This is a genomic window from Nocardioides zeae (genome assembly GCF_010686755.1).
GTDB classification, from domain to species: Bacteria; Actinomycetota; Actinomycetes; order Propionibacteriales; family Nocardioidaceae; genus Nocardioides; species Nocardioides zeae.
This window is the reverse complement of the sequence record NZ_JAAGXA010000007.1, coordinates 14698-39411: the sequence shown is the minus strand read 5'-3', so window position 1 is coordinate 39411 and position 24714 is coordinate 14698. Positions and strand designations below refer to the sequence as shown.

Sequence of the window (24714 nt, the reverse complement as noted above, 5' to 3'; positions counted from 1 at the left end):
CGCTCAGCCCCAGAACCCGAGCACCTCGCCGCCGATGCGGACGACGAAGCCGCTGACGATCACGATGAAGAAGACCCGCACGAAGCCCGCGCCCCTGCTCACCGCCGTCCGGGCGCCGAGGTAGCTGCCGGCGATGTTGGCCGCGCCCACGGCCAGGCCGACCCCCCACAGCACCGCGCCCTGCGGGATGAAGACGACGAGCGCCGCGACGTTCGTCGCCCAGTTCGCCAGGCGCGCGTTCGCCGACGCGGTGAGGAAGTCGTAGCCGACCAGCCCGACGAGGGCGAGCACGAAGAACGAGCCGGTGCCCGGCCCGAGCGCCCCGTCGTAGAAGCCCACGAGCAGGCCGGTGACCACGGCCGCGACGAGCTGGCCGCGGCGCTCCCAGCGCAGCCGCGTCTCCGAGCCGAGGTCCGGGCGGAACAGCACGTAGGCGCCCACCCCGACGAGCACCACCAGGATGATCGGCTGGAAGGCCGCCCGGGGGATGAACGACGCGACGGCCGCGCCGCCCATCGACCCGAGGAACGCCATGAGCATGAGCGGACCGAACGTCGCCGGGTCGGGCCGCACCCGCCGGAAGTACGTCGTCGCGCTGACCGTCACCCCGAGCGCGGAGGCCAGCTTGTTCGTCGCCAGCACCTGCACGGGCGTGGCGCCGGGCAGGGCGAGGAGCAGGCTCGGCAGCTGCACGAGCCCGCCGCCGCCGACCACCGCGTCGACGTACCCGGCCGCGAACCCGGCGACGACCAGCAGGGCGAGGACCTGACCGGAGACGCCGAGGTCGATCACCGGCCGCGCACGCGGCGGTGCAGCACGTCGGGCGAGAAGCCCTTGTCGAGCGCCCAGAGCACCGCCTGGCTGCGACGGTTCACCTCCGCCTTGCGGTAGGCGTGACGCAGGTAGGTCTTCACCGAGTTGATGCTGACGTGGAGGAGCTCGGCGATCTCCTGGTTGCTGTGACCGACGGCGAGGAGGGCCATCACCTCGGACTCCCGCTCCGTGAGGCCCTCCGCCCGACCGGGCCAGTCCCGTGCGCCCTCGCCGCCGGAGGCGTTGTCCACCGTCGGGGCGGCCGTGTGGCCGGGGTCGGGGGTGTCGCCGCGGTGGATGCTCTCGAGCGCCGCCACGAGCCGGGCGGCGGACAGCGTCTTCGACAGGCAGGCCACGGCGCCCCAGTCGAGGGCGCGCTGCCACACGTCGGGCTCGCTCTCCCACGTGTAGGCCACGACCGGGATGCCGACCGGTGCCACGTCCTCGACCGACACGTTGTCCATCGACTGAGCGAAGGTGTCGAACAGGACGAGGTCGGCGTGGTCGCTGACCGGGATGTTGGCGGCGATCTCGACGACGCGCACCTGCGCGGCGTACGGCGCGAGCATGCGCGTCAGGCCGGCGACCACGACCTCGTAGTCGTTGACGACCGCGAGGCGGAGCGGGCCGCGCATCAGGCACCCGCCAGCTGGGCGAGGAGGTCCTGCCTGGTCACGACCCCGACGGGCTTGCCGTCCTCGTGCACGAGCAGGGCGTCCGCGTCCTCGAGCAGCGTCACGGCGTCGCTCGCGGCGGCGGACGAGCCGATGGTGGGGAGCGCCGGCGACATGTGGTCCTCCACCCGGTCCGTCAGGCGCGCCCGACCCGTGAAGAGGGCGTCGAGCAGGTCGCGCTCGGAGACCGAGCCGGCCACCTCGGCCGCCACCACGGGCGGCTCGGCACGCACGACCGGCATCTGGCTCACGCCGTACTCCTGGAGGATGTGGACCGCCTCGGCGATGGTCTCGCTGGGGTGCGTGTGCACCAGGTCGGGCAGCTGTCCGCTCTTGCCGCGCAGCACGTCCCCCACGGTCCGGTCCGAGCTGGGGGCGAGGAAGCCGTACTGGCCGAGCCACTCGTCGTTGAACACCTTGGTGAGGTACCCACGACCCGAGTCCGGTAGCAGCACGACGATGACGGCGTCGCGTCCCTCCGGCGTGCCCTCGAGCTCGGCCGCCACCTGGGCGGCCGCGAAGGCGGCCATGCCGCTCGAGCCGCCCACGAGGAGCGCCTCCTCGCGCGCCATGCGGCGGGTGAAGGCGAAGGAGTCGGCGTCGGACACCTCGATGACGCGGTCGGCGACCGAGCGGTCGTAGGTCTCCGGCCAGAAGTCCTCCCCCACGCCCTCCACCAGGTACGGCCGACCCGTGCCGCCCGAGTAGACCGAGCCGGCCGGATCGGCGCCGATGACCTGGACGTCGGGGTTCTGCTCCTTGAGGTAGCGCCCCACGCCCGAGATCGTGCCGCCGGTGCCCATGCCGGTCACGAAGTGCGTGATCCGGCCCTCGGTCTGCCGCCAGATCTCGGGACCGGTTGTCTCGTAGTGCGACCGCGGGTTGTGCTGGTTCGCGTACTGGTTCGGCTTCCAGGCGCCCGGCTGCGAGGAGAGGCGGTCGGAGACGTTGTAGTAGGAGTCCGGGTGCTCCGGCGCGATCGCGGTGGGGCAGACGACGACCTCCGCGCCGTACGCCCGCAGCACGTTCCGCTTGTCCTCGCTCACCTTGTCGGGGCAGACGAACACGCACTTGTAGCCGCGCTGCTGGGCGACCATCGCCAGGCCGACCCCGGTGTTGCCCGACGTCGGCTCCACGATCGTGCCGCCGGGCTGCAGCTCCCCCGACGCCTCGGCCGCGTCGATCATGCGCGTCGCGATGCGGTCCTTCACGGACCCGCCGGGGTTGAGGTACTCGACCTTCGCGAGCACCACCGGGCCCTCGCCGGGAACCGCCGGGGGGCGGTCCAGCACCCGGGAGAGCTGCACCAGCGGGGTGTCGCCCACGAGGTCGAGGACAGAGGTCACGAACTCCATGGGTGCAATCTACTGTCGTCGGGTCCGTAGAGTGGCGGGGTGGGGAAAGCAGCAGCAGCCAGGAAGCTCGCGGCCGCCGCTGCCTACGGGGGCGGCGGGCTCTCCGTGGTGGGCGCGGGGCTCTACGGGCTCCTCCGCGCCGAGGCGACGATCGCGCGCAAGACCATCGGGGAGCCACGCCAGGACCCCCCTCCCGACGCGACCGGGTGGTACGGCCGCGGACGGCCCGGACCCGCCTTCAAGGTGGTGCTGCTCGGCGACTCGCTCGCGGCGGGGTACGGCGTGGAGCGGGTCGAGCAGACCCCGGGCGCCCTGCTCGCCTCGGGGCTCGCGCAGCACGCCGACCGACGGGTCTACCTGCGCACGCTCGCCGTCGTCGGCGCGCAGTCGAGCGGGCTCGCGCCGCAGGTGGACCGGGCGCTGCCCATCGAGCCCGACGTCGCGGTCATCGTGATCGGCGGCAACGACGTGACCCACACGGTCAAGCCGTCCGACTCGGTGCAGCACCTCGCCGAGGCCGTGCGCCGCTTCCGGGCCGCGGGCTGCGAGGTCGTCGTCGGCACCTGCCCCGACCTCGGCACCATCAAGCCGATCCCCCCGCCGCTCAAGCAGATCGCGCGCTCCTGGTCGCGCCGGCTCGCGGCCGCCCAGACGATCGCGACCGTCGAGGAGGAGGGCCGGTCCGTCTCGCTGGGCTCCGTGCTGGGGCCGGAGTTCGCCTCCGCGCCGGCGCTCCTGTTCGGCCCCGACCAGTTCCACCCGTCGGCCGACGGCTACCAGCAGATGGCGGCGCTCATGCTGCCCTCGCTGCTCGCCAGCCTCGGCCAGGAGCCCGACGACGAACGCCTGCCCGAGGCCTTCCGCGGCGAGCGCGTGCTCCCGATCGCGCAGGCCGCGATCGAGGCCGTCCGCACCCCCGGCACCGAGCTGGGCGGCACGGAGGTCGCCGGCAACCGGCGCGGCACCCGCGGGCGCTGGGTCGAGCTGCGCCACCGCCGGCGTCGCGCCGACGGGCCCTCCGACGGCCCCGACGAGCGCGAGCACGACGCCGTACCGGCCCAGGAGACGGCTGCGGGTGCGTAGGGGTTCGCCGTCGAGCCGGGATGCTCGGTCGGGCGCGCGGCTCTCGGAAGGAAAACGCGGACCGGACGAGCCCGACGCCGGCGTGTCGCGGCCTCGGAGTCCGCGCGTTCTTTCTCGCCGACCGTCGCAGGCTGGGCCCGCCCGAGGGCCGGGCAATGTGCGGCTGGGACCGGTGCCGCGCGATCCGAGGCGCACCAACTGCACCGTTCCGGCGTCTCCCGTGCCCTCGCCCCTCGGACGTCATGCGCCGCGGTCGCCCCGGGCACCGGTCCGCATGACGTCGCGGGTACGGCGCCGTGTCGCCCGCGGCGTACCCGAACCCCATCGGCCCCACCCGAGAGCCGCTCGGTCCGGCCCCACGCGCGGACCCCGGCCCGCCCCACACGGGTGCGCGAGTGTGCGGCTGGGACCGGTGCCGCGCGATCCGGAGCGCACCAACCGCACAGTTCCGGCGTCTCCCGTGACCTCGCCCCCGCCGTCCATCCCCATGCGACGCGACGGACGCCCACGAACGCGACGACGGCGCCGACCCCGCGGGGTCGGCGCCGTCGTGGTGCTGCGGGTGGGTCAGTCCTGGCTGAAGATGGCCAGGAGGCGGAGCAGGTTGGTGTAGATCCAGACCAGGCTCACCGTCATGGCGAACGCCGCACGCCACGACTCGCGCTCGTCGATGCCGAAGCGGATGCCCTGCTCGACGTAGTCGAAGTCGAGGATCAGCATGAAGACACCGAGCACGAGGCCGGCGACGGCGAACAGGATGCCGAGGCCACCGAAGCCGAACAGGCCGAGCTCCGCGCCGAAGGCGGAGAGCAGCAGCTCCATGAGGCCGAGGCCGAGCATGCCGAACATGGCCGCGACGACGAACTTGCGGAACTTGTCGCCGACCTGGATGTTGAGCACCTTGTAGGCCGTCAGCGTGCCCGCGAAGGCCGCGAAGGTGCCGATGACCGCGCCGGTGACGACGCCGCCACCCGCGAAGCTGTCGAACACCTTGCTGATCGCGCCCATCGCGACGCCCTCGGCGACCGCGAAGACGAGGACCAGCGCGGGGCTGACCGTGCGCTTGAACGAGTTGACCAGCGACAGGCCGAACGCCGCGATGCCGCCGACGAAGGCGAGCATCATCGCGCGGGAGGCGCCGACGTTGGTCGCCACGTCACCGATCACGATCCAGGTCGCGAGGGCGCTGAGGATGACCACGCCGAGCGTGATCGCGGCGCTCTGCACGACGGAGTCGATGGTCATGCGGCGCGCGGGCGTCGAACCAGGGCCCGTGGCGCGGGACATGTCCCACGTCGACGGGTCACCGTTGCCGTACTGCCCCTGGCCGTAGCCGGCACCGCCGGCGTAGGTCTGCTGTCCGTGGGCGTTGGCGGCCGACCCGTTGAACTCGGCCGAACGCCTGAACACCGGGTTGTTGCTCTGCATGGGGAGTCACTCCTTCATAGGGGCTCGTGCCTTCATCAACGCACGAGTCGTCTCCGACGTTCCCGAGAACGACGGACGGTCAGGTCCTCACCCACCCGATTTCGCGCTGCGTCGCACGCTCAGGTAGCCGAGGAGGACGAAGACGGCGGTGAGGCCGCCCAGGACGAACAGGTCGAGCACCCACTGGTCGACGTCGCCGGCCCAGAGCGCGTCACGCGACTCACCGTCGAGCAGGGTGCCCTCGGTCGTCTCCTTCGCGCGGTTGAGGTCGACCGTGGACGCCGCCGCGGCGTACCCCCAGCGGGCGGGCGCGAGCCACGACAGCTGCTCGAGGACCGCGCGACCGTTGACCGCGATGATCGCGCCGGAGAAGACCAGCTGCGTCATGACCACGCCGATCACGGCGGGCATGCCCTGCTCGGAGCTCGACAGGAGCCCGGAGATCGCGAGGCCGAGGATGGCCACCGAGGCACACGTCATGCCGACGGCGATGGCGATCTCGAACCACCCCAGGCCGACCACACCTCCGTCGTCGGGTCCGGGCAGCCCGACCGTGCCGACGAACGCCGTGATGACGCCCTGGCCGAAGCAGAGCACGCCGTAGACGCTCACCTTGCTGAGCAGGTACGTCCCGGGTGACAGCCCGACGGCGTACTCCCGTTGGAAGACCGCCTTCTCGTTGACCAACGCCCAGATGGTCATCACCGCCCCGATGAGCGCGGCCGCCACGATGAGCACCGTCAGGCGTTGCGTCACCTCGGCGGGCACGTACACGCCGCGGTCGGCGTCCGCCGTGGCGTCGAGGCCGAAGCCGGCGTCGCCCACCGCGAGGCGGCTCAGCGCACCGATGACGGGCGGCGTCAGGAGCAGCATCGCCAGGAGCATCTTGTCGGAGGCGATGACCGAGAGCGTGCGCTTGACCAGGGTGGCGAACTGCCGCGCGAACGACTGGCGCGGCGGCGCCGGCAGAGGTGCGTTCGCGAGCACGGGCAGCGCACCCGTCTCGGCGCGCCCACCGGGCGGCGGCGGGATCCGACGCCACAGGTCGGGCTCGTCGAGGAGGTCGAACACCTGCGGGTAGTCGGCGCAGCCGAAGTGGGCCAGCACCCCGCTCGGCGGGCCGAAGTAGGCCACCCGGCCGCCGGGCGCGAGCACCAGCACGTTGTCGCAGACGTCGAGCGCGAGCACCGAGTGCGTCACCACCACGACGACGCGTCCCTCGTCGGCGAGGCCGCGCAGCAGGTGCATGACGTCGCGGTCCAGGCCGGGGTCGAGGCCCGAGGTCGGCTCGTCGAGGAAGAGCAGCGGAGGCGCCGTCAGCAGCTCGGTGGCGATCGAGACGCGCTTCTTCTGCCCGCCCGAGAGCTGCGTGCCGATGCGGTTGTCGACCTGGCGCTGCAGCTGCATCTGCGCGACCACCTGGTCGACCCGCTGGGCCCGCTCCTCCTTCGTGGTGTCGGGCGGCAGCCGCAGCCGGGCCGCGTAGTTCAGCCCCTGCCGCACCGTCAGCTGCGGGTGCTGGATGTCCTGCTGCGGGACCAGCCCGATCTGGTGGCGCAGCTGGTCGTAGTGGGTGTAGAGGTCGTGCCCCTGCCAGATCACGTTGCCGTACGTCGCGGGGCGGGTGCCCGTCAGCGCACCGAGCGTCGTCGACTTGCCGGAGCCCGACGGCCCGATGACCGCCGTCAGCGAGGCGGGGCCGAGCTCGATCGAGACGTTGTCGAGGAGCCGCCGACCGCCCTTGACCACCGTCGTCAGGTTCTCGACGACGAGCGTGCGGTCCGAGGTCGAGTTGCGGGCGAGGAGGTTGTCACCGGTGAAGGTGAAGGTCTGGTTGCCGAGGATGACCTCGTCACCGGGGTGGAGCAGCACGCCGCCCTCGAGGCGTCGGCCGTTGACGAAGGTGCCGTTGAACGCCCCGAGGTCGCGGAGCACGATCCCGGCGGGGGCCACCTCGACCTGGACGTGGCGGCGGGAGACCAGGGGGTCGTCGACGACGATGTCGCAGGCGTGGTTGCGGCCGATCACGAGCGGCTGGCCCACCCGGGGGCCGTGGGGCAGCAGCACCTGGCCGTGGGCCAGCTGGCCCGGCGCCGTGCGGGCTGCCCGTCCCCCGCCGGGCGCGGGTGCGTGTGCGGCCATCGTGCGGTCGGCCGGCGGCGGGAGGTCGGGCCCGGGACGAGGCGGACCACCAGGTCCTGCCGGACCCGCCGGTCGCGGAGGCCCGCCCGGCCGCTGCGTGGCCGGAGGACCCGTCGGGGGCGCCATCGGGGGCGGACCCGTCGGGGCTCCCGTCGGGGCTGCCGTCGGGGGCGCCGTGCGAGCCGTCATCGGCGGCGGCCCCGCAGGCCCCCCGGGACGGGGCGTCGCGCCGGGAGCCGCGGCCACCTGCACCTGCACGGCCACGCCGCGGTTGCCGCCCACCATCACCTGCAGCGGCTCACCGGGGGCCAGCGGGATCGAAGCGATGCGCTGCCCGTCGACGAGCGTGCCGTTGGTGCTGCCGAGGTCGGTCAACCACCAGGAGGCGCCGTCGTGGTGCAGCTCGCAGTGGTGGCGCGAGATGTCGCCGTGCGCGAGCACGAGGCTGGAGGCCTGGTCGCGCCCGATCGTCACCACGGTCCCGGGGGCGAAGGAGCGGAACTCACCCCCGACCCCGAGCCGCAGGGTCGGACCACCTGGTCCAGCCGTCAACGTGACCAGTCCCCTCTGAGCGCCGGAGCCCCGACGAGCCGGCTCGGGGCAGGTCGGACTGCCTCGCCGCGGCTCAGGGGGCGGTGTCGGACGACACGGTAGTCCACGCCGCACCGGCGCGGGCGCGCGCACGCGCCCACCCGTGGAAGGTGGCCACGATCTCCGCCGCTGCGCGTCCCCCCGCGGACGCGGTCACCACGAGGTCCGCGGTCGTCCAGCCCTGCTCGTCGAGCTCGCCGTGCGCCGGCCGCACCGCGTGGTCGGCTGCGGCCAGCATGCCCGCGTCGAGCCACGAGTCGCCCGCCGCCGCGACCGCGGCCGCGCCGACCCGACGGGCGACCTCGGCGACGGCCGCCTCCTTCGTGAGGCCCGGCGGGATGACGTAGACCTTGCGGCCCTGCACCGAGACGACCCATCCCAGGTCCCGGGCGGCGCCGTGCACCTCGTCGTACCACGCGGCCGGAGCCTCCGCCGGCTCCACCACGGCGTAGCAGAAGCGCTCCTCCGCGTCGCGCACCTTGCGCACCCACGGCTGGTCCCAGACCGGCGCGAGCACGCGCAGCGCCTCCGCGAACGATGCCCCGTCGGCGCAGCGCCGGCGCACCTCGGCGTCCCAGTCGCCGCAGGGCCGGCCGTCGACGAGCACGACCGCGCCGTTGGTGGTGACGGCGTGCTCGACCCGCACACCCGGCAGCACGATCCGGCCGTACTGCTCCTGCGTGCGCGTCGTCACCGGCACGAAGGGCACCTCCGCCGCGAGCTCGGCGAGCGCCGTCAGCGCAGCGGGGTCGATGAAGCTGGTCGGGGCGTCGGCGTAGACCTCCACGCAGACCGGGTCCGTCACCGCTCGTCCCAGCCGCATGGCCGCGGCGGAGTAGATGAGCGTCCGGTCGAGGTCGGAGGCGACGAGCAGCGGGGCGGTCACGAGCCGTCCTGCTCGGTCGGCCGGATGATCCCGACACAGCTGTAGGGCAGGGACGGGTCCTCCACCACCGGTACGCCGCGGTCCGCCGCCAGCAGCCGCACGTGGCGGAGGTCCTGCTCGCGCCCGGGCGCCACCACCACGCGCCACGGCACCCGGCGCAGGAGCACGCGGGTCGTCTCCCCCACGCCCGGCTTCACCAGGTTGACGCTGGGGAGCCCGAGCTCGACCTGCAGCTTCTCGGCGGAGGCCCAGCCCGACCACGCCGGGGTGCGGTCCGTGCGCTGCAGGCGCTCGGCATCGGCGACCGCCGCCGCCTCGACGTCGTCGAAGCGGGCGCTGACGGCGTCGAGGTACGCCGCGGAGACGTCCTCGTCGGCCAGCTCGGCGTAGAACTTGGCCCCGTGCAGCTGGTGCGGGCCGATCAGCTCGTCGTTGAGCACCGTGCGGGAGACGAGGCCCGAGACGGTGCTGTTGAGGCACGCCGACGGGATGAGGAAGTCGTCACGGGTGCCGTGCAGCGGCACGCACTCCCCCGGGTCGGCGAGCACCGCGAGGTCGGCCGAGAACCCGGCGCCCACGCCCGATCCCGCCGCCCCCAGCCGCAGCGCGTCGTTGGCACCGCCGTCGCCCTCGACGGCGGCGACGAGCTCGCGGGCGATCGCGCCCTTCCCGGTCCACCCGTCGACGACGAGCACCCGGGCCGGGTCGTACCGGTCCGCGATCCAGCGCAGCGCGACGAGGTCGATGCCGCGGTCGCGCACGATCGACACGGCGTGGTGCGGCCAGTCCCAGCCCTGCCGCGCCGCCCAGCGCCGCATGAGGATGCCGATCGGGGTGCCCGCACGCGCCAGGGAGACGAGCACGAGGTCGTCGCGCCCCCGCTCCCGACGCGCGAGCTCGCTCACCGTCACGACCGCCGCCGCGACCCGGTCGGCGACCGCGACGACCTGCTCGTCGTAGAGCTCCCGGTACGCCGCGTCCGGCCGGTACTCCGTCGGCAGCGACTCCGCGTAGTGCGCCTCGCCGGACTGGATGCGCCGCTCGCGCTCCTCGCGGTCGCCCTCGAGCCGCACGTGGGAGAGGTCCTGCAGCAGCCAGGCGACCTCGTCGGCGGCGTAGGAGCCGAACTCCGGGCCGCGCAGCGGGCGCGCCCCGGGCGGGTCCACCGGGAGCACGACGGGGAGCACATGCGGGGCGTGGGGCGCCAGGGCGGCGAGCAACCCGCCGGGACCGGCGAGCGCCGCGGTCGCCGTGGGCCGGTCCAGCACGACGACGATCGCGGCCCAGTCCCGTGCGGCCACGTTGTAGGCGAAGCGGTCGGCCGCGCCGTACCCGTCCGCGTCGCGGTCGTGCGCGAGGAACCGCACGCCGGAGCGCACCGCGTAGCCCTCGACGTCGCGCACCTGGACGGGGCTGCGGGTCGTGGTGGAGAAGTACGTCGCGCGTCCGGCCCGCCGCAGCGCCTCGGCCACGGCGAGCGGTGCGTACATCAGCTCCTCGGTGCCGAGCACCAGGACGTCCCCGGCGGCGTCCACGCCCGCTGCCTCGAGGCGCTCCCCCACCCGGGCGGCCACAGCGGCGGCGGCGTCGGCGAGCGGGGCCTCGTCGGCGGGCGCGAACCCGTGGCGACCCGACGTGCGCACCGCGACGGGCCAGGCGTCGCCCGGGTCCGCGCCCGGCACGAGCGCGCCCGAGCGTCGGGACTCCTCCGCGGTGAGGGGTGTCTCCGGCTCCGGCGCGACGGCACCCTCCGGCACTCGCACCTCGCCCTCCGCCAGCGCGACGACGGAGATCCGCGTGCCGAGGTCGGCGGCGACCTGCTCGATGTGGCGACGGTCGACCGCGCGCCGCGCGTCGACGAGCGCGGCGACGACGTACTCCGCCCGCGGGGCGTGCGCGTGCAGCGCGCGGATCGTGGCGAGCGCCGTGCGCCCCGTGCTCAGCTCGTCGTCGACCAGCACGGCGGGCCCGGGCGTCGCGAGCAGCAGCGCCGGGTCCTCCGCCAGCACGAGGTGGGTGGTGGCGTGGGAGTGGGACTCCTCGAACCCCAGCACGCTCACCACCCCCGGTACGGCGCGGCGCGTCGAGTGCACCGAGGGCAGCCCGAGGGCCCGACCGACGAGGTGGCCGAGGGCGGTCGCGGTCTCGGCGTAGCCGAGCACGAGCCCGTCGCCCTCCTCGACGGCCGCGAGGGCGGCGCCCGTCGCGGCGGCGAGGCCGTCGAGGTCGGCCGCAGACGCGTCCGACGTCGTCAGCGCCGTCCGCAGGCGGGTGGCCACGTCGGCGCTGCCGCCGGTGCCGAGACGACCGAGGTGCTCCGCCACCCGGAGCCCGAGCAGGTGCCCCGCCGCGTGGACGAGGCGCGGGTCGGTGGGCACGTGCTTGGCCAGCACGGTGGAGACCAGCAGGTGCGGGCGCTTGGGGTTCACGCGGAGCGCGAGGCCGACCAGGTCGGTGAGCGCCAGCGGCGCGCGGTCCCCCGCGTCCTCGAGCTCGATGCCCAGCCGCTGCGCAACCCAGGTGCCGCTCCAGCCGCTCACAGGCACAACCCGGCCTCGAGCAGGTCGACGAAGGTGACGTCCTCCGCCGCGACGCCGAAGGCGCGGGCACGCAGCAGGGTCGCCTCGGCCCAGGCGAGGTGGGGGGTCGCCTCGTTCATCTTGTTGCCGTACTGCGAGGCGGCCACGCCCCCTCCCCGCTGCGCCCGGACGATGTCGAGCGCGTCGGTGTGGTCCTCCTTCGTCACGACGCTCAGCGCGTGCACCGCCGCGACGTGGGTCGGGTGGATGACGGTCTTGCCGAGCAGGCCGTTCGCGTGGTCGAGGGCGATCTCGCGGATGAGGCCGTCGAGACCGCGGCGGATCAGCCTGCGGCGGAGCACCCGCTCCGCCGGCGCCGTGAACGGCGTCTCCCGGAGCTGCGGCTTGAACATGCGCTCACCGTTCTCGAAGTGCTCCCACACCGGGCCCGTGACGACGAACCCGGTGCCGTCACGGCGGCCCAGGACGTTGACGATGTCGCCGATCACCGAGGCGAGCGGCGCGACGTCGTACACCGTGATGTCCGCCGGTCGGCGCAGCCCCAGCATCGACGACAGGTCCGTGGCCCCGATCCGCACGGCCAGGATCGGCGCCTCGCTCCGGTGCAGCAGGTCCCGAGCCGCCGTCAGCGCCTCGAGCCGCGTCTCGAGGCGGAAGACCTCGGGCGACTCGATGACGGGCATGACCCAGAGACGGTGGTCGAGCCGCACGGAGGCGGCCACGACCGCGTCGAGGAACGGCTCCGACGCGGCGGTGAACTTCGGGACCACGAAGCCGTCGAGGTGGCGTGCCAGGTCACCGAGACCGTCGACGAGCCGCCCCACCTGCTCCGGCTCGCGCACCCGCACGAACACGAGCGGGCGCGGCGCCCCCGCCTCCACCGACGCCGTCAGCTGGTGCACGAGGTTCTTCTCGGCGAACGCGACGTCCGCGTCGGCGATCGCGTCCTCCAGGCAGAGCACCGAGCAGACCACCCCGCGCTCACGCGCCTTCCGCAGGTCGGCGTCGATGGCGGGACGGGTGGCCGGCGTGTACAGCGTCGCGCCGAGCGCGACCGCGAGCAGGTCGCGGTCGGCCGAGCGGTCGAACGACTCCGGCTCGACGCTGAACAACCCCTCCCGCAGGCTCGGCTCGAGGTGGTCGAAGTGCCGCACTTGCCCTCCCTGGTGCGCGAGAGGAAACGCTCCCCCAGCGGCGTGCAGGGCAGGATACGGGTGGCGCGGAAACGCCCGGCGGCGTCCGGATGACCATCGGGGGCGTCAGGACGCGCTCTCTACGCTCGGGCGCATGACGATCTCGTTGCAGAAGGGTCAGACGGTCTCCCTCGCGAAGCGCGGGGGCGGCAGCCTCACGCGCGTGCGGATGGGGCTCGGGTGGGACGCCGTGGTCAAGAAGGGCTTCTTCCGCTCCAAGCAGGCCGAGATCGACCTCGACGCCACCGCGGTGCTGTACGACGCGCGTGGCGCCGTCGTCGACCAGGTCTGGTTCCAGCAGCTGCGGAGCAAGGACGGCTCCGTCGTGCACACCGGCGACAACCGCACCGGGGCCGGCGACGGGGACGACGAGTCCATCGTGGTCGAGCTCGGCCAGCTGCCCGCCCCGGTCACGTCCATGGTCTTCGTCGTCAACTCGTTCACCGGGCAGGACTTCACCCAGATCGAGAACGCCTTCTGCCGCCTCGTCGACGAGACCAACGGCGAGGAGCTCGCGCGCTACGACCTGACCGGATCGGGCACGCACACGGCGCAGATCATGGCCAAGGTGACCCGCGACGGCGCCGGTTGGTCGATGACCGCGATCGGGGCGACGGCGACCGGTCGCACCTTCCGCGACCTGCTGCCGGCGATCAAGCCCCACGTCTGACGGGTCGGCGGGCGGCGCGGCTCAGCCGCCGGCGCCCGCGCGGCTCGCGCGGAAGTCGGCCACCAGACGGTCGACCCCCTCGTGCAGGCGGTCGATCCTCGTCAGAAACGCCCAGTAGTCCGGGTGCGTGGCCTCGAGCAGCCCCTCGAGCGCGATGAGCTCACGCGCGAAGGCGTCGAGACGCCCGCCCCACGGCTGGGGCGGGCCGGAGCGCAGGAGCAGACGCGTGTCGCGCAGCACGAACCTCGCCCGGTCGAAGAGCGCCGCCGGGTCGCGCTTGACGTCGCGCAGCCGCTCCAGCCTGCGACGGGGTGCGTCGACGAGGTCCGAGGCAGCCTCGACCGCGGTCTCGACCTCCTCCAGCGCGGCCAGTGCGGCGGGCTGGTCGCCGGCCGCGTGCAGGGCCCGGAGCCGGTCGAGCGCGCTCCGCGCCTCCGCGACGTGGGCCTTCAGCTGCCCCTCGGCGTCCGCGATGTCCTTCCAGCTCTCGTAGGAGAACTCGCGCCGCAACCCGGACATGAACTCGGCGGTGCGCTCCGAGCGCGTCACCACCGCGTCGATGCGGGTGGCGAGCGACGGGATGCGGTTGCCCACGGCGGCCGCCCGGCGCGGCAGCTCCAGCGCCAGCTCGCGGGCCTCCTCCGCCAGTCGCTCGACGACCGCGGCCGGCTCGTCCACGTCGTCGGGACCGAGCCGGTCCCCCACCTCGGCGAGCTTCCGCCCGGCGACGCGGGCCCGCACGACGGCCTCGTCGGCGGCGGGGAACGAGCCGCCGTCGGCGGTCATCGCGCGCCAGGCCGCCTCGGCGGCGGCGACCGCCGCCTGGGCCTGCTCCAGACGCCGGGCGACGCGTGCCCGCACCTCGCCGACGCGGCCCAGCTCCGCGCCGTACGACGAGGTGAAGCGCTCCATGTCGTCGGCCAGCGTGCGCAGCGCGGGCACGCCCTGCTCGAAGGCGGCCGTCGCGGCGGCCACCTGGTAGGGGTCGAGCTCCTCGACGGGGTCGTGCTGGTCGAGGAGCCCCAGGTAGTCGAGCACCGCCGCCTGCGCACGCTCGTCGAGGTGCCGCCACGACGGCACCACCCCGGTCGAGCGGGCGCGGTCGGGCAGGAGGGCCGCGTACGACGCGACCGTCTCCCCCACGTCGCGCTGCAGCTGGTCGACCCGGAAGAACTGCTCCTGCAGCTGGCCGCGGACGTCGAGCGCACGCTCGAGCGCCCCGCCGTCCCCGCGCCGTCGACGGCGATCGGGACGCGAGGAGCTCATGCGCTCATCGTAGGAGTCGCACCCGCACGGAGGGGGACGGGCGTCAGCTCGCGTTCACCCCGAAGTCCTGCACGATGCCGAGCAGGCCCGAGGCGTAGCCCTGCCCGATCGCGCGGAACTTCCAGTCGCCGTCCCGGAGGTAGAGCTCGCCGAACACCATCGCGGTCTCGGTGCTCGCGTCCTCCGTGAGGTCGAAGCGGGCGACCTCGCTGCCCCGCACGGCGTCGACGACGCGGATGAAGGCGTTCGTCACCTGCCCGAAGCTCTGGCCCCGCGCGTGGGCGTCGTGGATGGAGACCGGGAAGACGATGCGCTGCACCTGGGCGGGCACGAGCGTCAGGTCCACCTCGATGGCCTCGTCGTCGCCGTCGCCCTCACCGGTCAGGTTGTCGCCGGTGTGGTGCACCGAGCCGTCGGGGGACGTCAGGTTGTTGTAGAAGACGAAGTGCTGGTCGCTCAGCACCTTGCCGGTCTCCCCGAGCAGCAGCGCCGATGCGTCGAGGTCGAAGTCCGCACCGGTCGTCGACCGCACGTCCCAGCCCAGGCCGATGCTCAGCTTCGTCAGCGGCGCACCCGCGGCCTTCGCCAGCGAGACGTTCCCGCCCTTCTGCAGCGTGATCCCCATCGTGCTCGTCGCCCCTCTCCTCGTCGACCTGGTCCGTCGTCGAGCCTAGTGGGGCGACGAAGCACTCAGACGAGGACGTCGTGCTTCTGCTCCGGGTGCAGCCGGTTCTCGCGCACGCTCCACCCGACGGCGGACAGGATGATGACGACACCGATGAGGCCGGTGACGACCTCGGGGATCTCGACGCCCATCGTCACGAACAGCAGGATCGCCAGCGCGCCGATCGCCCAGTGGGCGCCGTGCTCGAGGTAGCGGTACTCCGACAGCGTGCCCTTGCGCACGAGGTAGACCGTGATCGAGCGGACGTACAGCGCGCCCACGCCGAGGCCGATCGCGATGACGATGGGATCCGTGGTGATGGCGAAGGCACCGATGACGCCGTCGAACGAGAAGCTGGCGTCGAGCACCTCGAGGTAGAGGAACATGAAGAACGCGGCCTTGCCCGTCGCGAGCACGACCTGCCCGGTGCCCACCTCGCGCTGCGGGCCCATGTCCTCGTCGTCCGCCAGGCCCGAGGAGCCCTCGAAGGCCTCCCCCAGGCCACCCACCACGAGGTAGGTCAGCAGGCCGAGGATGCCGGCCAGCAGCACCGAGCCGAACTTGTCGTCGGGCAGCTTGTCCGGGGCGATGTTGCGGAACAGCTCCGCCACCAGCACCAGCGAGCCGAGCGCGATGGCCACGGAGACGCCACCGACGGCGCTGAGCCGCTGGAACGGCCGCTCGATCGGGCCGAGCCAGTGGTGCTCCTTCTCGTCGTCGATGAAGAAGTCGAGGAAGATCATCATGAGGAACATGCCGCCGAAGGCCGCGATGATCGGGTGCGCGTCGTGGAGGATGTGGGCGTAGGTCTCCTGGCCGGCGGGCACGTCGTTGCCCTGCATCGCCAGGTCCCACGCGTGGACGGGATCGAGCCCGGCCGAGGCCCACACGACGATGAACGGGAACACCAGGCGCATGCCGAAGACGGCGATGAGGATGCCGACGGTGAGGAACATCTTCTGCCAGAAGGGCGACATCCGGCTCAGCACCTTGGCGTTGACCACGGCGTTGTCGAACGACAGCGACACCTCGAGCACGATGAGGATCGCGGCCACCGTCATGGCGGACAGGGCGGCCGACGAGCCGTCCTTCCAGCCGTAGAGGAACGCGCCGGCGAGGCCGGCGACGGTGATCGCGAACGACCACCCGAAGGTCTTGAGGATCACGGGTCGCGCCTTTGCTGAGGTAACGGCAGCCCGGAGGCCGTGCGCCACCCGAGCGGCGACACGCTACCTCCCGCCGTACGCAACCCCGGCATCGGCCAGCGCGGCGCGCCCGCCGTCGACGGCCGTGAGCACCCACAGCCCGTCCGGCGTCGCCGTCACGGTGTGCTCGAAGTGCGCCGCGACCTGGTGGTCCCGCGTCACGACCGTCCAGTCGTCGTCGAGGGTGTCGTTCGCCTGGTCGCCCAGCGTCACCATGGGCTCGATGGCCAGCACGAGGCCCTCCGTGAGGCGCAGGCCCCGGCCGGGCCGCCCGAGGTTCGGCACGTCGGGGGGCTGGTGCAGCGCCGTACCGATGCCGTGGCCGGTGAAGTCCTCCACGATGCCGAAGTCGCTGCGCCCCCGGACGTGGGACTCGACCGCGTGGGAGATGTCGCCGACCCGCCCACCGAGCCGGTACGCCGCGATCCCGGCCCACAACGCACCCTCGGTCACCTCCAGGAGGTCGGCGACGGGCGCCGGCACCTCGCCGAGGGCGACGGTGATCGCCGCGTCGCCGTGGTAGCCCTCCACGATCGCGCCGCAGTCGATGGAGACCACGTCGCCCTCACGCAGCACCCGATCGCCGGGGATCCCGTGCACCACCTCGTCGTTCACCGACACGCAGAGGGTGCCGGGAAAGCCGTGGTAGCCCAGGAAGGAGGGCGTGGCACCGTGACCGCGGATGTGGTCCTCGGCGATCCGGTCGAGGTCGCGGGTCGTCATGCCGGGCGCGACACGCTCGGCGAGCAGCTCGAGCGTCAGGCCGACCACGAGGCCGGCCCGACGCATGAGGTCGAGCTGTTCCGGCGTCTTCAGCTCCGCACCGCGGCGCAGCAGACCCACGACGTCGGGACCCGCGGGTCAGGCGCGGACGTCGTCGAGCTCGGCGGCGATGCGCTTCGCCACGTCGTCGACCTCGCCCATGCCGTCGACCGTGCGGAGGAGACCGCGGTCGGCGTAGACCTTGATGAGCGGAGCGGTCTGCTCGTTGTAGACGTCCTGCCGGTGCCGGATGACGTCCTCGGTGTCGTCGGTGCGGCCGTCGGTCTGCGCGCGCCGGACGAGGCGCTGCACCAGCTCCTCGTCGTCCACGGTCAGCACGAGCACCGCGTCGAGGGACACGCCGGCCGCCTCGAGCATGCCGTCGAGCTCGCCCACCTGGGCCAGGGTGCGCGGGTAGCCGTCGAGCAGGAAGCCGTCGGTGGCGTCGGCCTCGGCGAGCCGGTCACGCACCATGTTGTTGGTGACCGAGTCCGGCACGTAGTCGCCGGCATCCATGTAGCGCTTCGCCTCGAGGCCGAGGGGGGTGCCCTGGGAGACGTTGGCGCGGAAGATGTCGCCCGTGGAGATCGCGGGGATCTCGTAGCGGGCGGCGATCCCGGCGGCCTGGGTGCCCTTGCCGGCCCCGGGGGGGCCCATGATGATGAGACGCATCAGCGGAGGAATCCTTCGTAGTTGCGCTGCTGGAGCTGGCTCTCGATCTGCTTCACCGTGTCGAGCGCGACGCCCACCATGATGAGGATGGACGTGCCGCCGAACGGGAAGTTCTGGTTCGCCCCGATGGCGGCGAAGGCCATGAGCGGCACGAGCGAGATGAGGCCGAGGTAGAGCGCTCCCGGCAGCGTGATGCGGGACAGGACGTAGGACAGGTAGTCCTCGGTCGGCTTGCCCGCCCGGATCCCGGGGATGAAGCCGCCGTACTTCTTCATGTTGTCCGCGACTTCCTTCGGGTTGAAGGTGATCGAGACGTAGAAGTACGTGAAGAAGATGATGAGCGCGAAGTAGACCGCCATGTAGAGCGGGTGGTCTCCGCGGACGAAGTGGTCGTTGATCCACTGCACCCAGCCCGAGTCGGACGTCTGGTTGAACTGGGCGGCCATGGCCGGCAGGTAGAGCAACGAGCTGGCGAAGATGACCGGGATGATGCCGGCCTGGTTCACCTTGAGCGGGATGTAGGTCGAGCTGCCGCCGAACATCCGGCGACCCACCATGCGGCGCGCGTACTGCACCGGGATGCGGCGCTGCGCCTGCTCGATGAAGATGACCGCCGCGACGAGCGCGAGCCCCACCACCATCACGATCGCGAAGGTGCCCCAGCCCTGCGACTGGCGGACGGCCCACAGCGAGCCGGGGAAGGTGGCGACGACCTGGCAGAAGATGAGGATCGACATGCCGTTGCCGATGCCGCGGTCGGTGATGAGCTCACCCAGCCACATGATGACGGCGGTGCCGGCCGTCATGGTCACGACCATGACGAGGAAGGTCAGCTTGCTGTCCTGGTTGTGGAGCAGCGGCTCCGTGCAGCCCTGCAGCAGCTGCTGGCTCCGCGCCAGCGCCACGATGCCCGTGGCCTGCAGGACCGCGAGGGCCAGCGTCAGGTAGCGCGTGTACTGCGTGATCTTGGCCTGGCCCGACTGGCCCTCCTTCTTGAGGGCCTCGAGCCGCGGGATCACCACCACCAGCAGCTGCAGGATGATGCTCGCCGTGATGTACGGCATGATCCCCAGCGCGAAGATGGTCAGCTGCAGCAGCGCTCCACCCGAGAAGAGGTTGATCAGGGTGTAGAGCCCGTCGTCCTCGACACGGTTGAGGCAGGTCTGCACGTTGTCGACGTGCACACCGGGCGACGGGATCTGCGAGCCGAGCCGGAAGATCACGACGACGCCCAGGACGAAGAGCAGCTTGCGTCGCAGATCCGGCGTCCGGAAGGCGTTGGCGAAGGCGCCGAGCACAGGGTCCTCTTTCTTCAGGGGCGGCACGCAGCCGCTGGCCAGCCTCCCCCCTCAGGAGAGCCGCGGCTGAGCCTAACAGGCTGTTTGTTGCAGTCAGGTTGGAGTACGACGAGAGGGCGCCGTCGGGCTGGTTCGCCCGACGACGCCCTCGTCGATCAGTCCTTCGTGGTCACGCACCGACGACGGTGACGCTACCGCCGGCCGCCTCGATCTTCTCCTTGGCGGACGCCGAGACGGCGTCCGCGGAGACCTGGACCGCCACGGAGATGTCCCCCGTGCCCAGCACCTTCACGGGCTGGTTCTTGCGCACCGCACCCTTGGCGACCAGCGCGTCCTTGGACACCTCGCCCCCCTCGGGGAACAGCTCGCCGATGCGGTCGAGGTTGACGACCTGGAACTCCACCTTGAACGGGTTCTTGAAGCCCTTGAGCTTCGGGAGCCGCATGTGGATCGGCATCTGGCCACCCTCGAAGGCGACCGGAACCTGGTAGCGAGCCTTGGTGCCCTTGGTGCCGCGGCCCGCGGTCTTGCCCTTGGAGCCCTCACCGCGACCGACACGGGTCTTCGCGGTCTTGGCACCCTTGGCGGGACGCAGGTTGTGGATCTTCAGCGTCATGTCAGTCGACCTCCTCGACGGTCACGAGGTGACGCACCGCGTTGACCATCCCGCGGATCTCGGGACGGTCCTCCTTGACGACGACGTCGCCGATCCGCTTCAGACCCAGCGAGCGCAGGGTGTCGCGCTGGTTCTGCTTGCGGCCGATCCCCGACTTCTTCTGCTCGACCTTGAGGTGCGCCATCAGTCGGACACCCCCGCGGTGGCCGGCGCCTCGGCGCGGGCCTTGAGCAGCGCCGCCGGAGCGACGTGCTCGACCGGGAGGCCGCGACGCGCGGCGACCGACTCGGGCTCCTCGAGGAGACGCAGCGCCTCCACCGTGGCGTGCACGATGTTGATCTGGTTGGACGAGCCGAGCGACTTGCTCAGCACGTCGTGGATGCCCGCGCACTCGAGAACCGCGCGCACCGGGCCACCGGCGATGACACCGGTACCGGGGGCCGCCGGGCGCAGGAAGACGACGCCAGCCGCCTTCTCGCCCTGGACCGGGTGAGGGATCGTGCCCTGCACTCGGGGGACGCGGAAGAAGCTCTTCTTCGCCTCCTCGACGCCCTTCGCGATCGCGGCGGGCACCTCCTTGGCCTTGCCGTAGCCGACGCCGACCAGGCCGTCGCCGTCACCGACGATCACGAGGGCGGTGAAGCTGAAGCGACGACCACCCTTCACGACCTTGGCGACACGGTTGATCGCGACGACGCGCTCGATGTAGGCGGTCTTGTCGGCGCCGCCACCACGACGATCGTCGCGGCCGCGACGGTCACCGCCCTGGCGCTCGCCGCCGGCGCGTCCGCGCTGGGGTCCGCTCATGAGACTTTCCTCTTCTCTCTCTGGCTTGTCTTCGCGATCAGAAGGTCAGGCCACCCTCGCGGGCACCGTCCGCGAGGGCCGCGACGCGACCGTGGTACTTGTTGCCGGCACGGTCGAAGACGACCACGTCGACACCGTTCGACTTCGCGCGCTCGGCGACGAGCTCGCCGACCCGCTTGGCCTTCGCCGTCTTGTCGCCGTCGAGCGAGCGGAGCTCGGTCTCGAGGGACGACGCGGAGACGAGGGTCTTGCCGACCACGTCGTCGACGACCTGCACCGAGATGTGCTTGGCGCTGCGGGTCACGACCAGACGAGGACGCTCCGCCGTGCCCGAGACGCGCTTGCGTCCACGGACCTGGCGACGCAGGCGCGCCTTGACGCGCGCCGCGGTGTGCTTGTTGTTGGCAAGGGAGATGGCCATCGTCACTTACCTGCCTTTCCGACCTTGCGGCGGACCTGCTCGCCCGCGTAGCGAACGCCCTTGCCCTTGTAGGGCTCGGGCTTGCGGAGCTTGCGGATCTTGGCCGCGGTCTCACCGACGAGCTGCTTGTCGATGCCCTGGACACCGAGCTTCGTCGGGCCCTCGACCGCGAACGTGATGCCCTCGGGGGCGTTGACCGTGATCGAGTGGCTGTAGCCGAGCTGGAACTCCAGCTGCGTCGGGCCCTTCGACAGGACGCGGTAACCCACGCCGACGATCTCGAGCTTCTTCTCGTAGCCCTCCGTCACACCCGTCACCATGTTGGCGACCAGCGTGCGGGTGAGGCCGTGCAGCGAGCGGCTCTCGCGCTCGTCGTTCGGGCGCTTCACCTCCAGCGTGCCGTCGGCCTTCTCGACGGTGATCGGCGCCGGAACCGTGTGGGTCAGGGTGCCCTTGGGGCCCTTGACCGTCACCAGGCTCGCGTCGATCGCGACGTCGACTCCGGACGGGACCGGGATGGGGAGCTTGCCAATGCGCGACATGCTTCGTGTCTCCTCTCTCGGTCTCTCGTCACCAGACGTAGGCGAGGACTTCCCCACCCACGCCCTTCTTGTTGGCCTGACGGTCGGTCAGGAGGCCCTGGCTCGTCGAGATGATCGCGACGCCCAGGCCACCGAGGACCTTCGGCAGGTTGGTGTGCTTGGCGTACACCCGCAGACCGGGCTTGCTGATGCGCCGGACACCGGCGATCGAGCGCTCGCGGTTGCGGCCGTACTTGAGCGTGATGCGGAGCGTCTTGCCGACGGCCGGCTCGCCGGTCTTCGGGTCGAGGTTGTCGGTCACCTCGAAGGAGGTCACGTAGCCCTCCTGCTTCAGGATGGCGGCGACGCCCTCCTTCAGCTTGCTGTACGGCATCTCGACAGCATCGTGGTACGCCTGGTTGGCGTTGCGCAGACGCGTGAGCATGTCTGCGATCGGGTCAGTCATCGTCATGGCCACAAGGCCTTTCTCCACCGTGGTTTCCCACCGCCGTCACGGCGGTGGGACCTACAGCGACTCGTGCTGGAACGGAAACGGCTGGTGCGGGAGGGGCTGGGTCACCAGCTCGACTTGGTCACGCCGGGCAGCTCGCCCCGGTGCGCCATCTCGCGCAGGCAGATGCGGCACAGACCGAACTTGCGGTAGACCGCCTTGGGCCGGCCGCAGCGCTGGCAGCGGGTGTAGCCACGAACCGCGAACTTCGGCTTGCGCGCGGCCTTGACCTTCAGCGACGTCTTCGCCATGTCAGTTCTCCTTGAAGGGGAAGCCGAGCTGCTTCAGCAGCGCCCGACCCTGCTCGTCGTTCGTGGCGGTCGTCACCACGGTGATGTCCATGCCGCGCGAGCGGTCGACCTTGTCCTGGTCGATCTCGTGGAACATGACCTGCTCGGTCAGACCGAACGTGTAGTTGCCACGACCGTCGAACTGCTTGGGCGAGAGGCCCCGGAAGTCGCGGATGCGCGGGAGGGCGAGCGACAGCAGCCGGTCGAGGAACTCCCACATGCGGTCGCCGCGCAGCGTGACGTGCGCACCGATCGGCATGCCCTCGCGCAGCTTGAACTGCGCGATGGACTTGCGGGCCTTCGTGACCTGCGGCTTCTGGCCCGTGATCGCGGTGAGGTCGCGGATGGCGCCCTCGATCAGCTTCGAGTCGCGAGCAGCCTCGCCGACACCCATGTTGACCACGATCTTGGTCAGGCCGGGCACCTGCATGACGTTGGCGATGTCGAACTCCGACTTGAGCGCGGGGAGGATCTCCTCGCGGTACCGCGTCTTGAGACGCGGGGTCGGGACGGCGACGGTGGTCTCGGTCATGTCAGATCTCCTCGCCGGTCTTGCGCGACACGCGCACGCTGCGGCCCGCGGCGTACTCCGAGCCGTCGGCGCGACGCTTGGTCGCCTCGACGCGCTTGAAGCCCGCGCGGGTCACGCCGTCACCCTCGACCAGCATCACGTTCGAGATGTGGATCGGGGCCTCGGTCGTGATGATCCCGCCGGTGGCCTCGCCGCCCTGCGGCGCCGCCTTGGTGTGCTTCTTGACGCGGTTGACGCCCTCGACGATCACCCGGTCCTCCTCGCGGAGGACGTTGATGACCTTGCCCTGGGCTCCCTTGTCCTTGCCGGCGATCACCTTGACGGTGTCGCCCTTCTTGATCTTGAGCTTCGCCATGTCAGAGCACCTCCGGCGCGAGCGAGATGATCTTCATGAACTTCTTCTCGCGCAGCTCGCGGCCCACGGGGCCGAAGATGCGCGTGCCACGCGGCTCGCCGTCGTTCTTGAGGATCACGGCGGCGTTCTCGTCGAAACGGATGTACGAACCGTCCGGACGACGGCGCTCCTTGACGGTGCGCACGACGACCGCCTTGACGACGTCACCCTTCTTCACGTTGCCACCGGGGATCGCGTCCTTCACGGTGGCGACGATGACATCGCCGATTCCGGCGTAGCGCCGACCCGAGCCACCGAGAACGCGGATGCAGAGGATCTCCTTCGCACCCGTGTTGTCGGCGACCTTGAGTCGCGACTCCTGCTGGATCATCTTCTCTCCTGGATGTCGTGCCGGTTCTCCCCCTCACGCGGAGGGGGAGCCTGGCCGAACTAGTGGGGTTTCTGGCTCGCCGTGAGGCGAGAGGTCACTTCGCCTTCTCGAGGACCTCGACCACGCGCCACCGCTTGGTGGCGGACAGCGGACGGGTCTCCATGATCAGGACGCGGTCGCCGGTGCCGCACTCGTTGGGCTCGTCGTGAGCCTTGAGCTTGCTCGTGCGCCGCATGACCTTGCCGTAGAGCGCGTGCTTGACGCGGTCCTCGACCTCGACCACGACGGTCTTGTCCATCTTGTCGCTGACCACGATGCCCTCGCGGACCTTGCGCGCGCCCCGAGCGGGAACGTCCTGGTTCGTCTCGGTGCTCATGCAGCGCCGTCCTTCGTGATCTCGTCGGAGCCCGGCGCGGTGCGGATCCCGAGCTCGCGCTCACGGAGCACCGTGTAGATCCGGGCGATGTCCTTCTTCACCGTGCGGAGACGGCTGTTGTTCTCGAGCTGGCCGGTGGCCGCCTGGAACCGGAGGTTGAACAGCTCCTCCTTGGCCTCACGCAGCTTCTCCGCGAGATCGGCGCCCTCGAGCTCGTCGAGCTCGAACGCCTTGCTGACCTTCTGCGACATCAGAATTCACCTGCCTCGCGGGAGACGAAGCGGCACTTCATCGGGAGCTTGTGGATCGCGCGGCGCATGGCCTCGCGGGCAACTTCCTCCGAAACACCGGAGAGTTCGAACATGACACGACCAGCCTTGACGTTGGCCACCCACCACTCGGGCGAGCCCTTGCCGGAACCCATGCGGGTCTCGGCGGGCTTCTTCGTGAGGGGACGGTCCGGGTAGATGTTGATCCAGACCTTGCCGCCACGCTTGATGTGACGGGTCATCGCGATACGGGCCGACTCGATCTGGCGGTTGGTCACGTAGTGCGACTCGATCGCCTGGATACCGAAGTCGCCGAAGTTCAGCGACGTACCGCCCTTGGCGGCACCGGTCCGCTTCGGGTGGTGCTGCTTGCGGTGCTTGACGCGACGGGGCATCAGCATGGG

General features: G+C 71.7%; 29 protein-coding genes. 2 read left to right on the top strand and 27 right to left on the bottom strand.

Annotation, left to right across the window (positions count from 1 at the left end):
• Nucleotides 1-3: 3 nt before the first annotated feature.
• Genes G3T38_RS11215 through G3T38_RS11205 form a run of 3 tightly spaced genes read right to left on the bottom strand, consistent with a single transcriptional unit; the run spans nucleotide 4 to nucleotide 2842 of the window.
• Nucleotides 4-792 (bottom strand): TSUP family transporter, encoded by a 789-nt coding sequence (locus G3T38_RS11215; RefSeq protein ID WP_163772402.1) that lies wholly within the window; start codon nucleotides 790-792, stop codon nucleotides 4-6.
• Nucleotides 789-1448: a response regulator transcription factor gene (locus G3T38_RS11210; RefSeq protein ID WP_241728775.1), complete on the bottom strand. Its 660-nt coding sequence runs from the start codon at nucleotides 1446-1448 to the stop codon at nucleotides 789-791. The genes G3T38_RS11215 and G3T38_RS11210 overlap by 4 nt, the downstream gene beginning before the upstream one ends.
• Nucleotides 1448-2842, bottom strand: coding sequence for a cystathionine beta-synthase (locus G3T38_RS11205; protein ID WP_163772401.1), 1395 nt, complete (start codon nucleotides 2840-2842; stop codon nucleotides 1448-1450). The genes G3T38_RS11210 and G3T38_RS11205 overlap by 1 nt, the downstream gene beginning before the upstream one ends.
• Nucleotides 2843-2881: 39 nt before the next feature.
• Here G3T38_RS11205 and G3T38_RS11200 point away from each other — a divergent pair, with 39 nt between their 5' ends.
• Complete coding sequence (locus G3T38_RS11200; RefSeq protein WP_163772400.1) at nucleotides 2882-3925, top strand: GDSL-type esterase/lipase family protein; 1044 nt, start codon at nucleotides 2882-2884, stop codon at nucleotides 3923-3925.
• A gap of 567 nt (nucleotides 3926-4492) precedes the next feature.
• Here G3T38_RS11200 and G3T38_RS11195 read toward each other — a convergent pair.
• The 5 genes from G3T38_RS11195 to G3T38_RS11175 all read right to left on the bottom strand — a co-directional run bounded on the left by G3T38_RS11195 (nucleotide 4493) and on the right by G3T38_RS11175 (nucleotide 12666).
• Complete coding sequence (locus G3T38_RS11195; RefSeq protein WP_163772399.1) at nucleotides 4493-5353, bottom strand: Bax inhibitor-1/YccA family protein; 861 nt, start codon at nucleotides 5351-5353, stop codon at nucleotides 4493-4495.
• Nucleotides 5354-5440: 87 nt separating this feature from the next.
• Entirely contained in the window at nucleotides 5441-8047 is a 2607-nt protein-coding gene (locus G3T38_RS11190; RefSeq protein ID WP_163772398.1) for an FHA domain-containing protein, read from the bottom strand.
• A gap of 73 nt (nucleotides 8048-8120) precedes the next feature.
• A complete protein-coding gene (locus tag G3T38_RS11185) occupies nucleotides 8121-8972 on the bottom strand; it encodes an HAD family hydrolase (protein ID WP_163772397.1) in 852 nt (283 codons plus the stop codon).
• A complete protein-coding gene (locus tag G3T38_RS11180; RefSeq protein ID WP_163772396.1) occupies nucleotides 8969-11512 on the bottom strand; it encodes a phosphoribosyltransferase domain-containing protein in 2544 nt (847 codons plus the stop codon). Before G3T38_RS11180 ends, G3T38_RS11185 begins: the two co-directional genes overlap by 4 nt.
• Entirely contained in the window at nucleotides 11509-12666 is a 1158-nt protein-coding gene (locus G3T38_RS11175; protein ID WP_163772395.1) for an HpcH/HpaI aldolase/citrate lyase family protein, read from the bottom strand. Before G3T38_RS11175 ends, G3T38_RS11180 begins: the two co-directional genes overlap by 4 nt.
• A 133-nt stretch (nucleotides 12667-12799) precedes the next feature.
• Between G3T38_RS11175 and G3T38_RS11170 the strand changes: the two genes are divergently transcribed.
• Entirely contained in the window at nucleotides 12800-13375 is a 576-nt protein-coding gene (locus G3T38_RS11170) for a TerD family protein (RefSeq protein ID WP_163772394.1), read from the top strand.
• A gap of 21 nt (nucleotides 13376-13396) precedes the next feature.
• On the opposite strand, the gene G3T38_RS11165 is transcribed toward G3T38_RS11170, so the two are convergent.
• From G3T38_RS11165 to rplP, 19 genes are all read right to left on the bottom strand, one after another.
• Nucleotides 13397-14641: a coiled-coil domain-containing protein gene (locus G3T38_RS11165; protein ID WP_163772393.1), complete on the bottom strand. Its 1245-nt coding sequence runs from the start codon at nucleotides 14639-14641 to the stop codon at nucleotides 13397-13399.
• A 43-nt stretch (nucleotides 14642-14684) separates the two neighbouring features.
• Nucleotides 14685-15266, bottom strand: coding sequence for a TerD family protein (locus G3T38_RS11160; RefSeq protein ID WP_163772392.1), 582 nt, complete (start codon nucleotides 15264-15266; stop codon nucleotides 14685-14687).
• A gap of 65 nt (nucleotides 15267-15331) precedes the next feature.
• Nucleotides 15332-16471 carry a DUF475 domain-containing protein gene (locus G3T38_RS11155; RefSeq protein WP_163772391.1) on the bottom strand — a complete coding sequence of 380 codons (1140 nt, stop codon included), beginning with the start codon at nucleotides 16469-16471 and terminating at the stop codon, nucleotides 15332-15334.
• Between the two features lie 63 nt (nucleotides 16472-16534).
• Nucleotides 16535-17353, bottom strand: a complete 819-nt coding sequence (gene map, locus G3T38_RS11150; protein ID WP_163772390.1) for a type I methionyl aminopeptidase — start codon at nucleotides 17351-17353, stop codon at nucleotides 16535-16537.
• A gap of 18 nt (nucleotides 17354-17371) precedes the next feature.
• Complete coding sequence (locus G3T38_RS11145; protein WP_163772389.1) at nucleotides 17372-17944, bottom strand: adenylate kinase; 573 nt, start codon at nucleotides 17942-17944, stop codon at nucleotides 17372-17374.
• Complete coding sequence (gene secY, locus G3T38_RS11140) at nucleotides 17944-19242, bottom strand: preprotein translocase subunit SecY (protein ID WP_163772388.1); 1299 nt, start codon at nucleotides 19240-19242, stop codon at nucleotides 17944-17946. The genes G3T38_RS11145 and secY overlap by 1 nt, the downstream gene beginning before the upstream one ends.
• A 169-nt stretch (nucleotides 19243-19411) precedes the next feature.
• Complete coding sequence (gene rplO, locus G3T38_RS11135; protein WP_163772387.1) at nucleotides 19412-19858, bottom strand: 50S ribosomal protein L15; 447 nt, start codon at nucleotides 19856-19858, stop codon at nucleotides 19412-19414.
• A gap of 1 nt (nucleotide 19859) precedes the next feature.
• Entirely contained in the window at nucleotides 19860-20042 is a 183-nt protein-coding gene (gene rpmD / locus G3T38_RS11130) for a 50S ribosomal protein L30 (RefSeq protein ID WP_163772386.1), read from the bottom strand.
• Entirely contained in the window at nucleotides 20042-20665 is a 624-nt protein-coding gene (gene rpsE / locus G3T38_RS11125) for a 30S ribosomal protein S5 (protein ID WP_163772385.1), read from the bottom strand. Before rpsE ends, rpmD begins: the two co-directional genes overlap by 1 nt.
• A gap of 37 nt (nucleotides 20666-20702) precedes the next feature.
• The gene (rplR, locus tag G3T38_RS11120; protein ID WP_163772384.1) at nucleotides 20703-21086 is read right to left on the bottom strand and encodes a 50S ribosomal protein L18; all 384 of its coding nucleotides are present in this window, start codon (nucleotides 21084-21086) and stop codon (nucleotides 20703-20705) included.
• 2 nt (nucleotides 21087-21088) lie between these two features.
• Complete coding sequence (rplF, locus tag G3T38_RS11115) at nucleotides 21089-21628, bottom strand: 50S ribosomal protein L6 (RefSeq protein ID WP_163772383.1); 540 nt, start codon at nucleotides 21626-21628, stop codon at nucleotides 21089-21091.
• Between the two features lie 28 nt (nucleotides 21629-21656).
• Nucleotides 21657-22079 carry a 30S ribosomal protein S8 gene (rpsH, locus tag G3T38_RS11110; protein WP_163772382.1) on the bottom strand — a complete coding sequence of 141 codons (423 nt, stop codon included), beginning with the start codon at nucleotides 22077-22079 and terminating at the stop codon, nucleotides 21657-21659.
• Between the two features lie 104 nt (nucleotides 22080-22183).
• The gene (locus G3T38_RS11105) at nucleotides 22184-22369 is read right to left on the bottom strand and encodes a type Z 30S ribosomal protein S14 (RefSeq protein WP_010831721.1); all 186 of its coding nucleotides are present in this window, start codon (nucleotides 22367-22369) and stop codon (nucleotides 22184-22186) included.
• A gap of 1 nt (nucleotide 22370) precedes the next feature.
• A complete protein-coding gene (gene rplE / locus G3T38_RS11100) occupies nucleotides 22371-22940 on the bottom strand; it encodes a 50S ribosomal protein L5 (protein WP_163772381.1) in 570 nt (189 codons plus the stop codon).
• Nucleotide 22941: 1 nt separating this feature from the next.
• Nucleotides 22942-23295 (bottom strand): 50S ribosomal protein L24, encoded by a 354-nt coding sequence (rplX, locus tag G3T38_RS11095; protein ID WP_163772380.1) that lies wholly within the window; start codon nucleotides 23293-23295, stop codon nucleotides 22942-22944.
• Between the two features lies 1 nt (nucleotide 23296).
• Nucleotides 23297-23665, bottom strand: coding sequence for a 50S ribosomal protein L14 (gene rplN, locus G3T38_RS11090; RefSeq protein ID WP_011757324.1), 369 nt, complete (start codon nucleotides 23663-23665; stop codon nucleotides 23297-23299).
• Nucleotides 23666-23759: 94 nt separating this feature from the next.
• On the bottom strand, nucleotides 23760-24041 hold the full coding sequence (gene rpsQ, locus G3T38_RS11085; protein WP_163772379.1) for a 30S ribosomal protein S17: 282 nt from the start codon (nucleotides 24039-24041) through the stop codon (nucleotides 23760-23762).
• A complete protein-coding gene (rpmC, locus tag G3T38_RS11080) occupies nucleotides 24038-24292 on the bottom strand; it encodes a 50S ribosomal protein L29 (protein WP_163772378.1) in 255 nt (84 codons plus the stop codon). Before rpmC ends, rpsQ begins: the two co-directional genes overlap by 4 nt.
• On the bottom strand, nucleotides 24292-24711 hold the full coding sequence (rplP, locus tag G3T38_RS11075; RefSeq protein WP_163772377.1) for a 50S ribosomal protein L16: 420 nt from the start codon (nucleotides 24709-24711) through the stop codon (nucleotides 24292-24294). The genes rpmC and rplP overlap by 1 nt, the downstream gene beginning before the upstream one ends.
• Nucleotides 24712-24714 lie beyond the last annotated feature (3 nt).

Excerpts from the sequence above, each read along its gene's own strand:
- rplR (WP_163772384.1), bottom strand. The coding sequence starts at position 21,086 with ATGGCCATCTCCCTTGCCAACAACAAGCACACCGCGGCGCGCGTCAAG.
- rpmD (WP_163772386.1), bottom strand. The coding sequence starts at position 20,042 with ATGGCGCACCTCAAGGTCGAGCAGAAGAAGTCGGGGATCGGCCGCAAG.
- G3T38_RS11105 (WP_010831721.1), bottom strand. The coding sequence starts at position 22,369 with ATGGCGAAGACGTCGCTGAAGGTCAAGGCCGCGCGCAAGCCGAAGTTC.
- rplP (WP_163772377.1), bottom strand. The coding sequence starts at position 24,711 with ATGCTGATGCCCCGTCGCGTCAAGCACCGCAAGCAGCACCACCCGAAG.
- rpsQ (WP_163772379.1), bottom strand. The coding sequence starts at position 24,041 with ATGAGCACCGAGACGAACCAGGACGTTCCCGCTCGGGGCGCGCGCAAG.
- G3T38_RS11160 (WP_163772392.1), bottom strand. The coding sequence starts at position 15,266 with ATGGGGATCACGCTGCAGAAGGGCGGGAACGTCTCGCTGGCGAAGGCC.
- rplO (WP_163772387.1), bottom strand. The coding sequence starts at position 19,858 with ATGACGCTGAAGATCCACAACCTGCGTCCCGCCAAGGGTGCCAAGACC.
- rplN (WP_011757324.1), bottom strand. The coding sequence starts at position 23,665 with ATGATCCAGCAGGAGTCGCGACTCAAGGTCGCCGACAACACGGGTGCG.
- G3T38_RS11195 (WP_163772399.1), bottom strand. The coding sequence starts at position 5,353 with ATGCAGAGCAACAACCCGGTGTTCAGGCGTTCGGCCGAGTTCAACGGG.
- rplE (WP_163772381.1), bottom strand. The coding sequence starts at position 22,940 with ATGACCGAGACCACCGTCGCCGTCCCGACCCCGCGTCTCAAGACGCGG.
- G3T38_RS11165 (WP_163772393.1), bottom strand. The coding sequence starts at position 14,641 with ATGAGCTCCTCGCGTCCCGATCGCCGTCGACGGCGCGGGGACGGCGGG.
- rplF (WP_163772383.1), bottom strand. The coding sequence starts at position 21,628 with ATGTCGCGCATTGGCAAGCTCCCCATCCCGGTCCCGTCCGGAGTCGAC.
- rpsH (WP_163772382.1), bottom strand. The coding sequence starts at position 22,079 with ATGACGATGACTGACCCGATCGCAGACATGCTCACGCGTCTGCGCAAC.
- G3T38_RS11210 (WP_241728775.1), bottom strand. The coding sequence starts at position 1,448 with ATGCGCGGCCCGCTCCGCCTCGCGGTCGTCAACGACTACGAGGTCGTG.
- rplX (WP_163772380.1), bottom strand. The coding sequence starts at position 23,295 with ATGGCGAAGCTCAAGATCAAGAAGGGCGACACCGTCAAGGTGATCGCC.
- G3T38_RS11145 (WP_163772389.1), bottom strand. The coding sequence starts at position 17,944 with ATGCGTCTCATCATCATGGGCCCCCCCGGGGCCGGCAAGGGCACCCAG.
- rpsE (WP_163772385.1), bottom strand. The coding sequence starts at position 20,665 with ATGAGCGGACCCCAGCGCGGACGCGCCGGCGGCGAGCGCCAGGGCGGT.
- G3T38_RS11205 (WP_163772401.1), bottom strand. The coding sequence starts at position 2,842 with ATGGAGTTCGTGACCTCTGTCCTCGACCTCGTGGGCGACACCCCGCTG.
- rpmC (WP_163772378.1), bottom strand. The coding sequence starts at position 24,292 with ATGTCGCAGAAGGTCAGCAAGGCGTTCGAGCTCGACGAGCTCGAGGGC.
- G3T38_RS11170 (WP_163772394.1), top strand. The coding sequence starts at position 12,800 with ATGACGATCTCGTTGCAGAAGGGTCAGACGGTCTCCCTCGCGAAGCGC.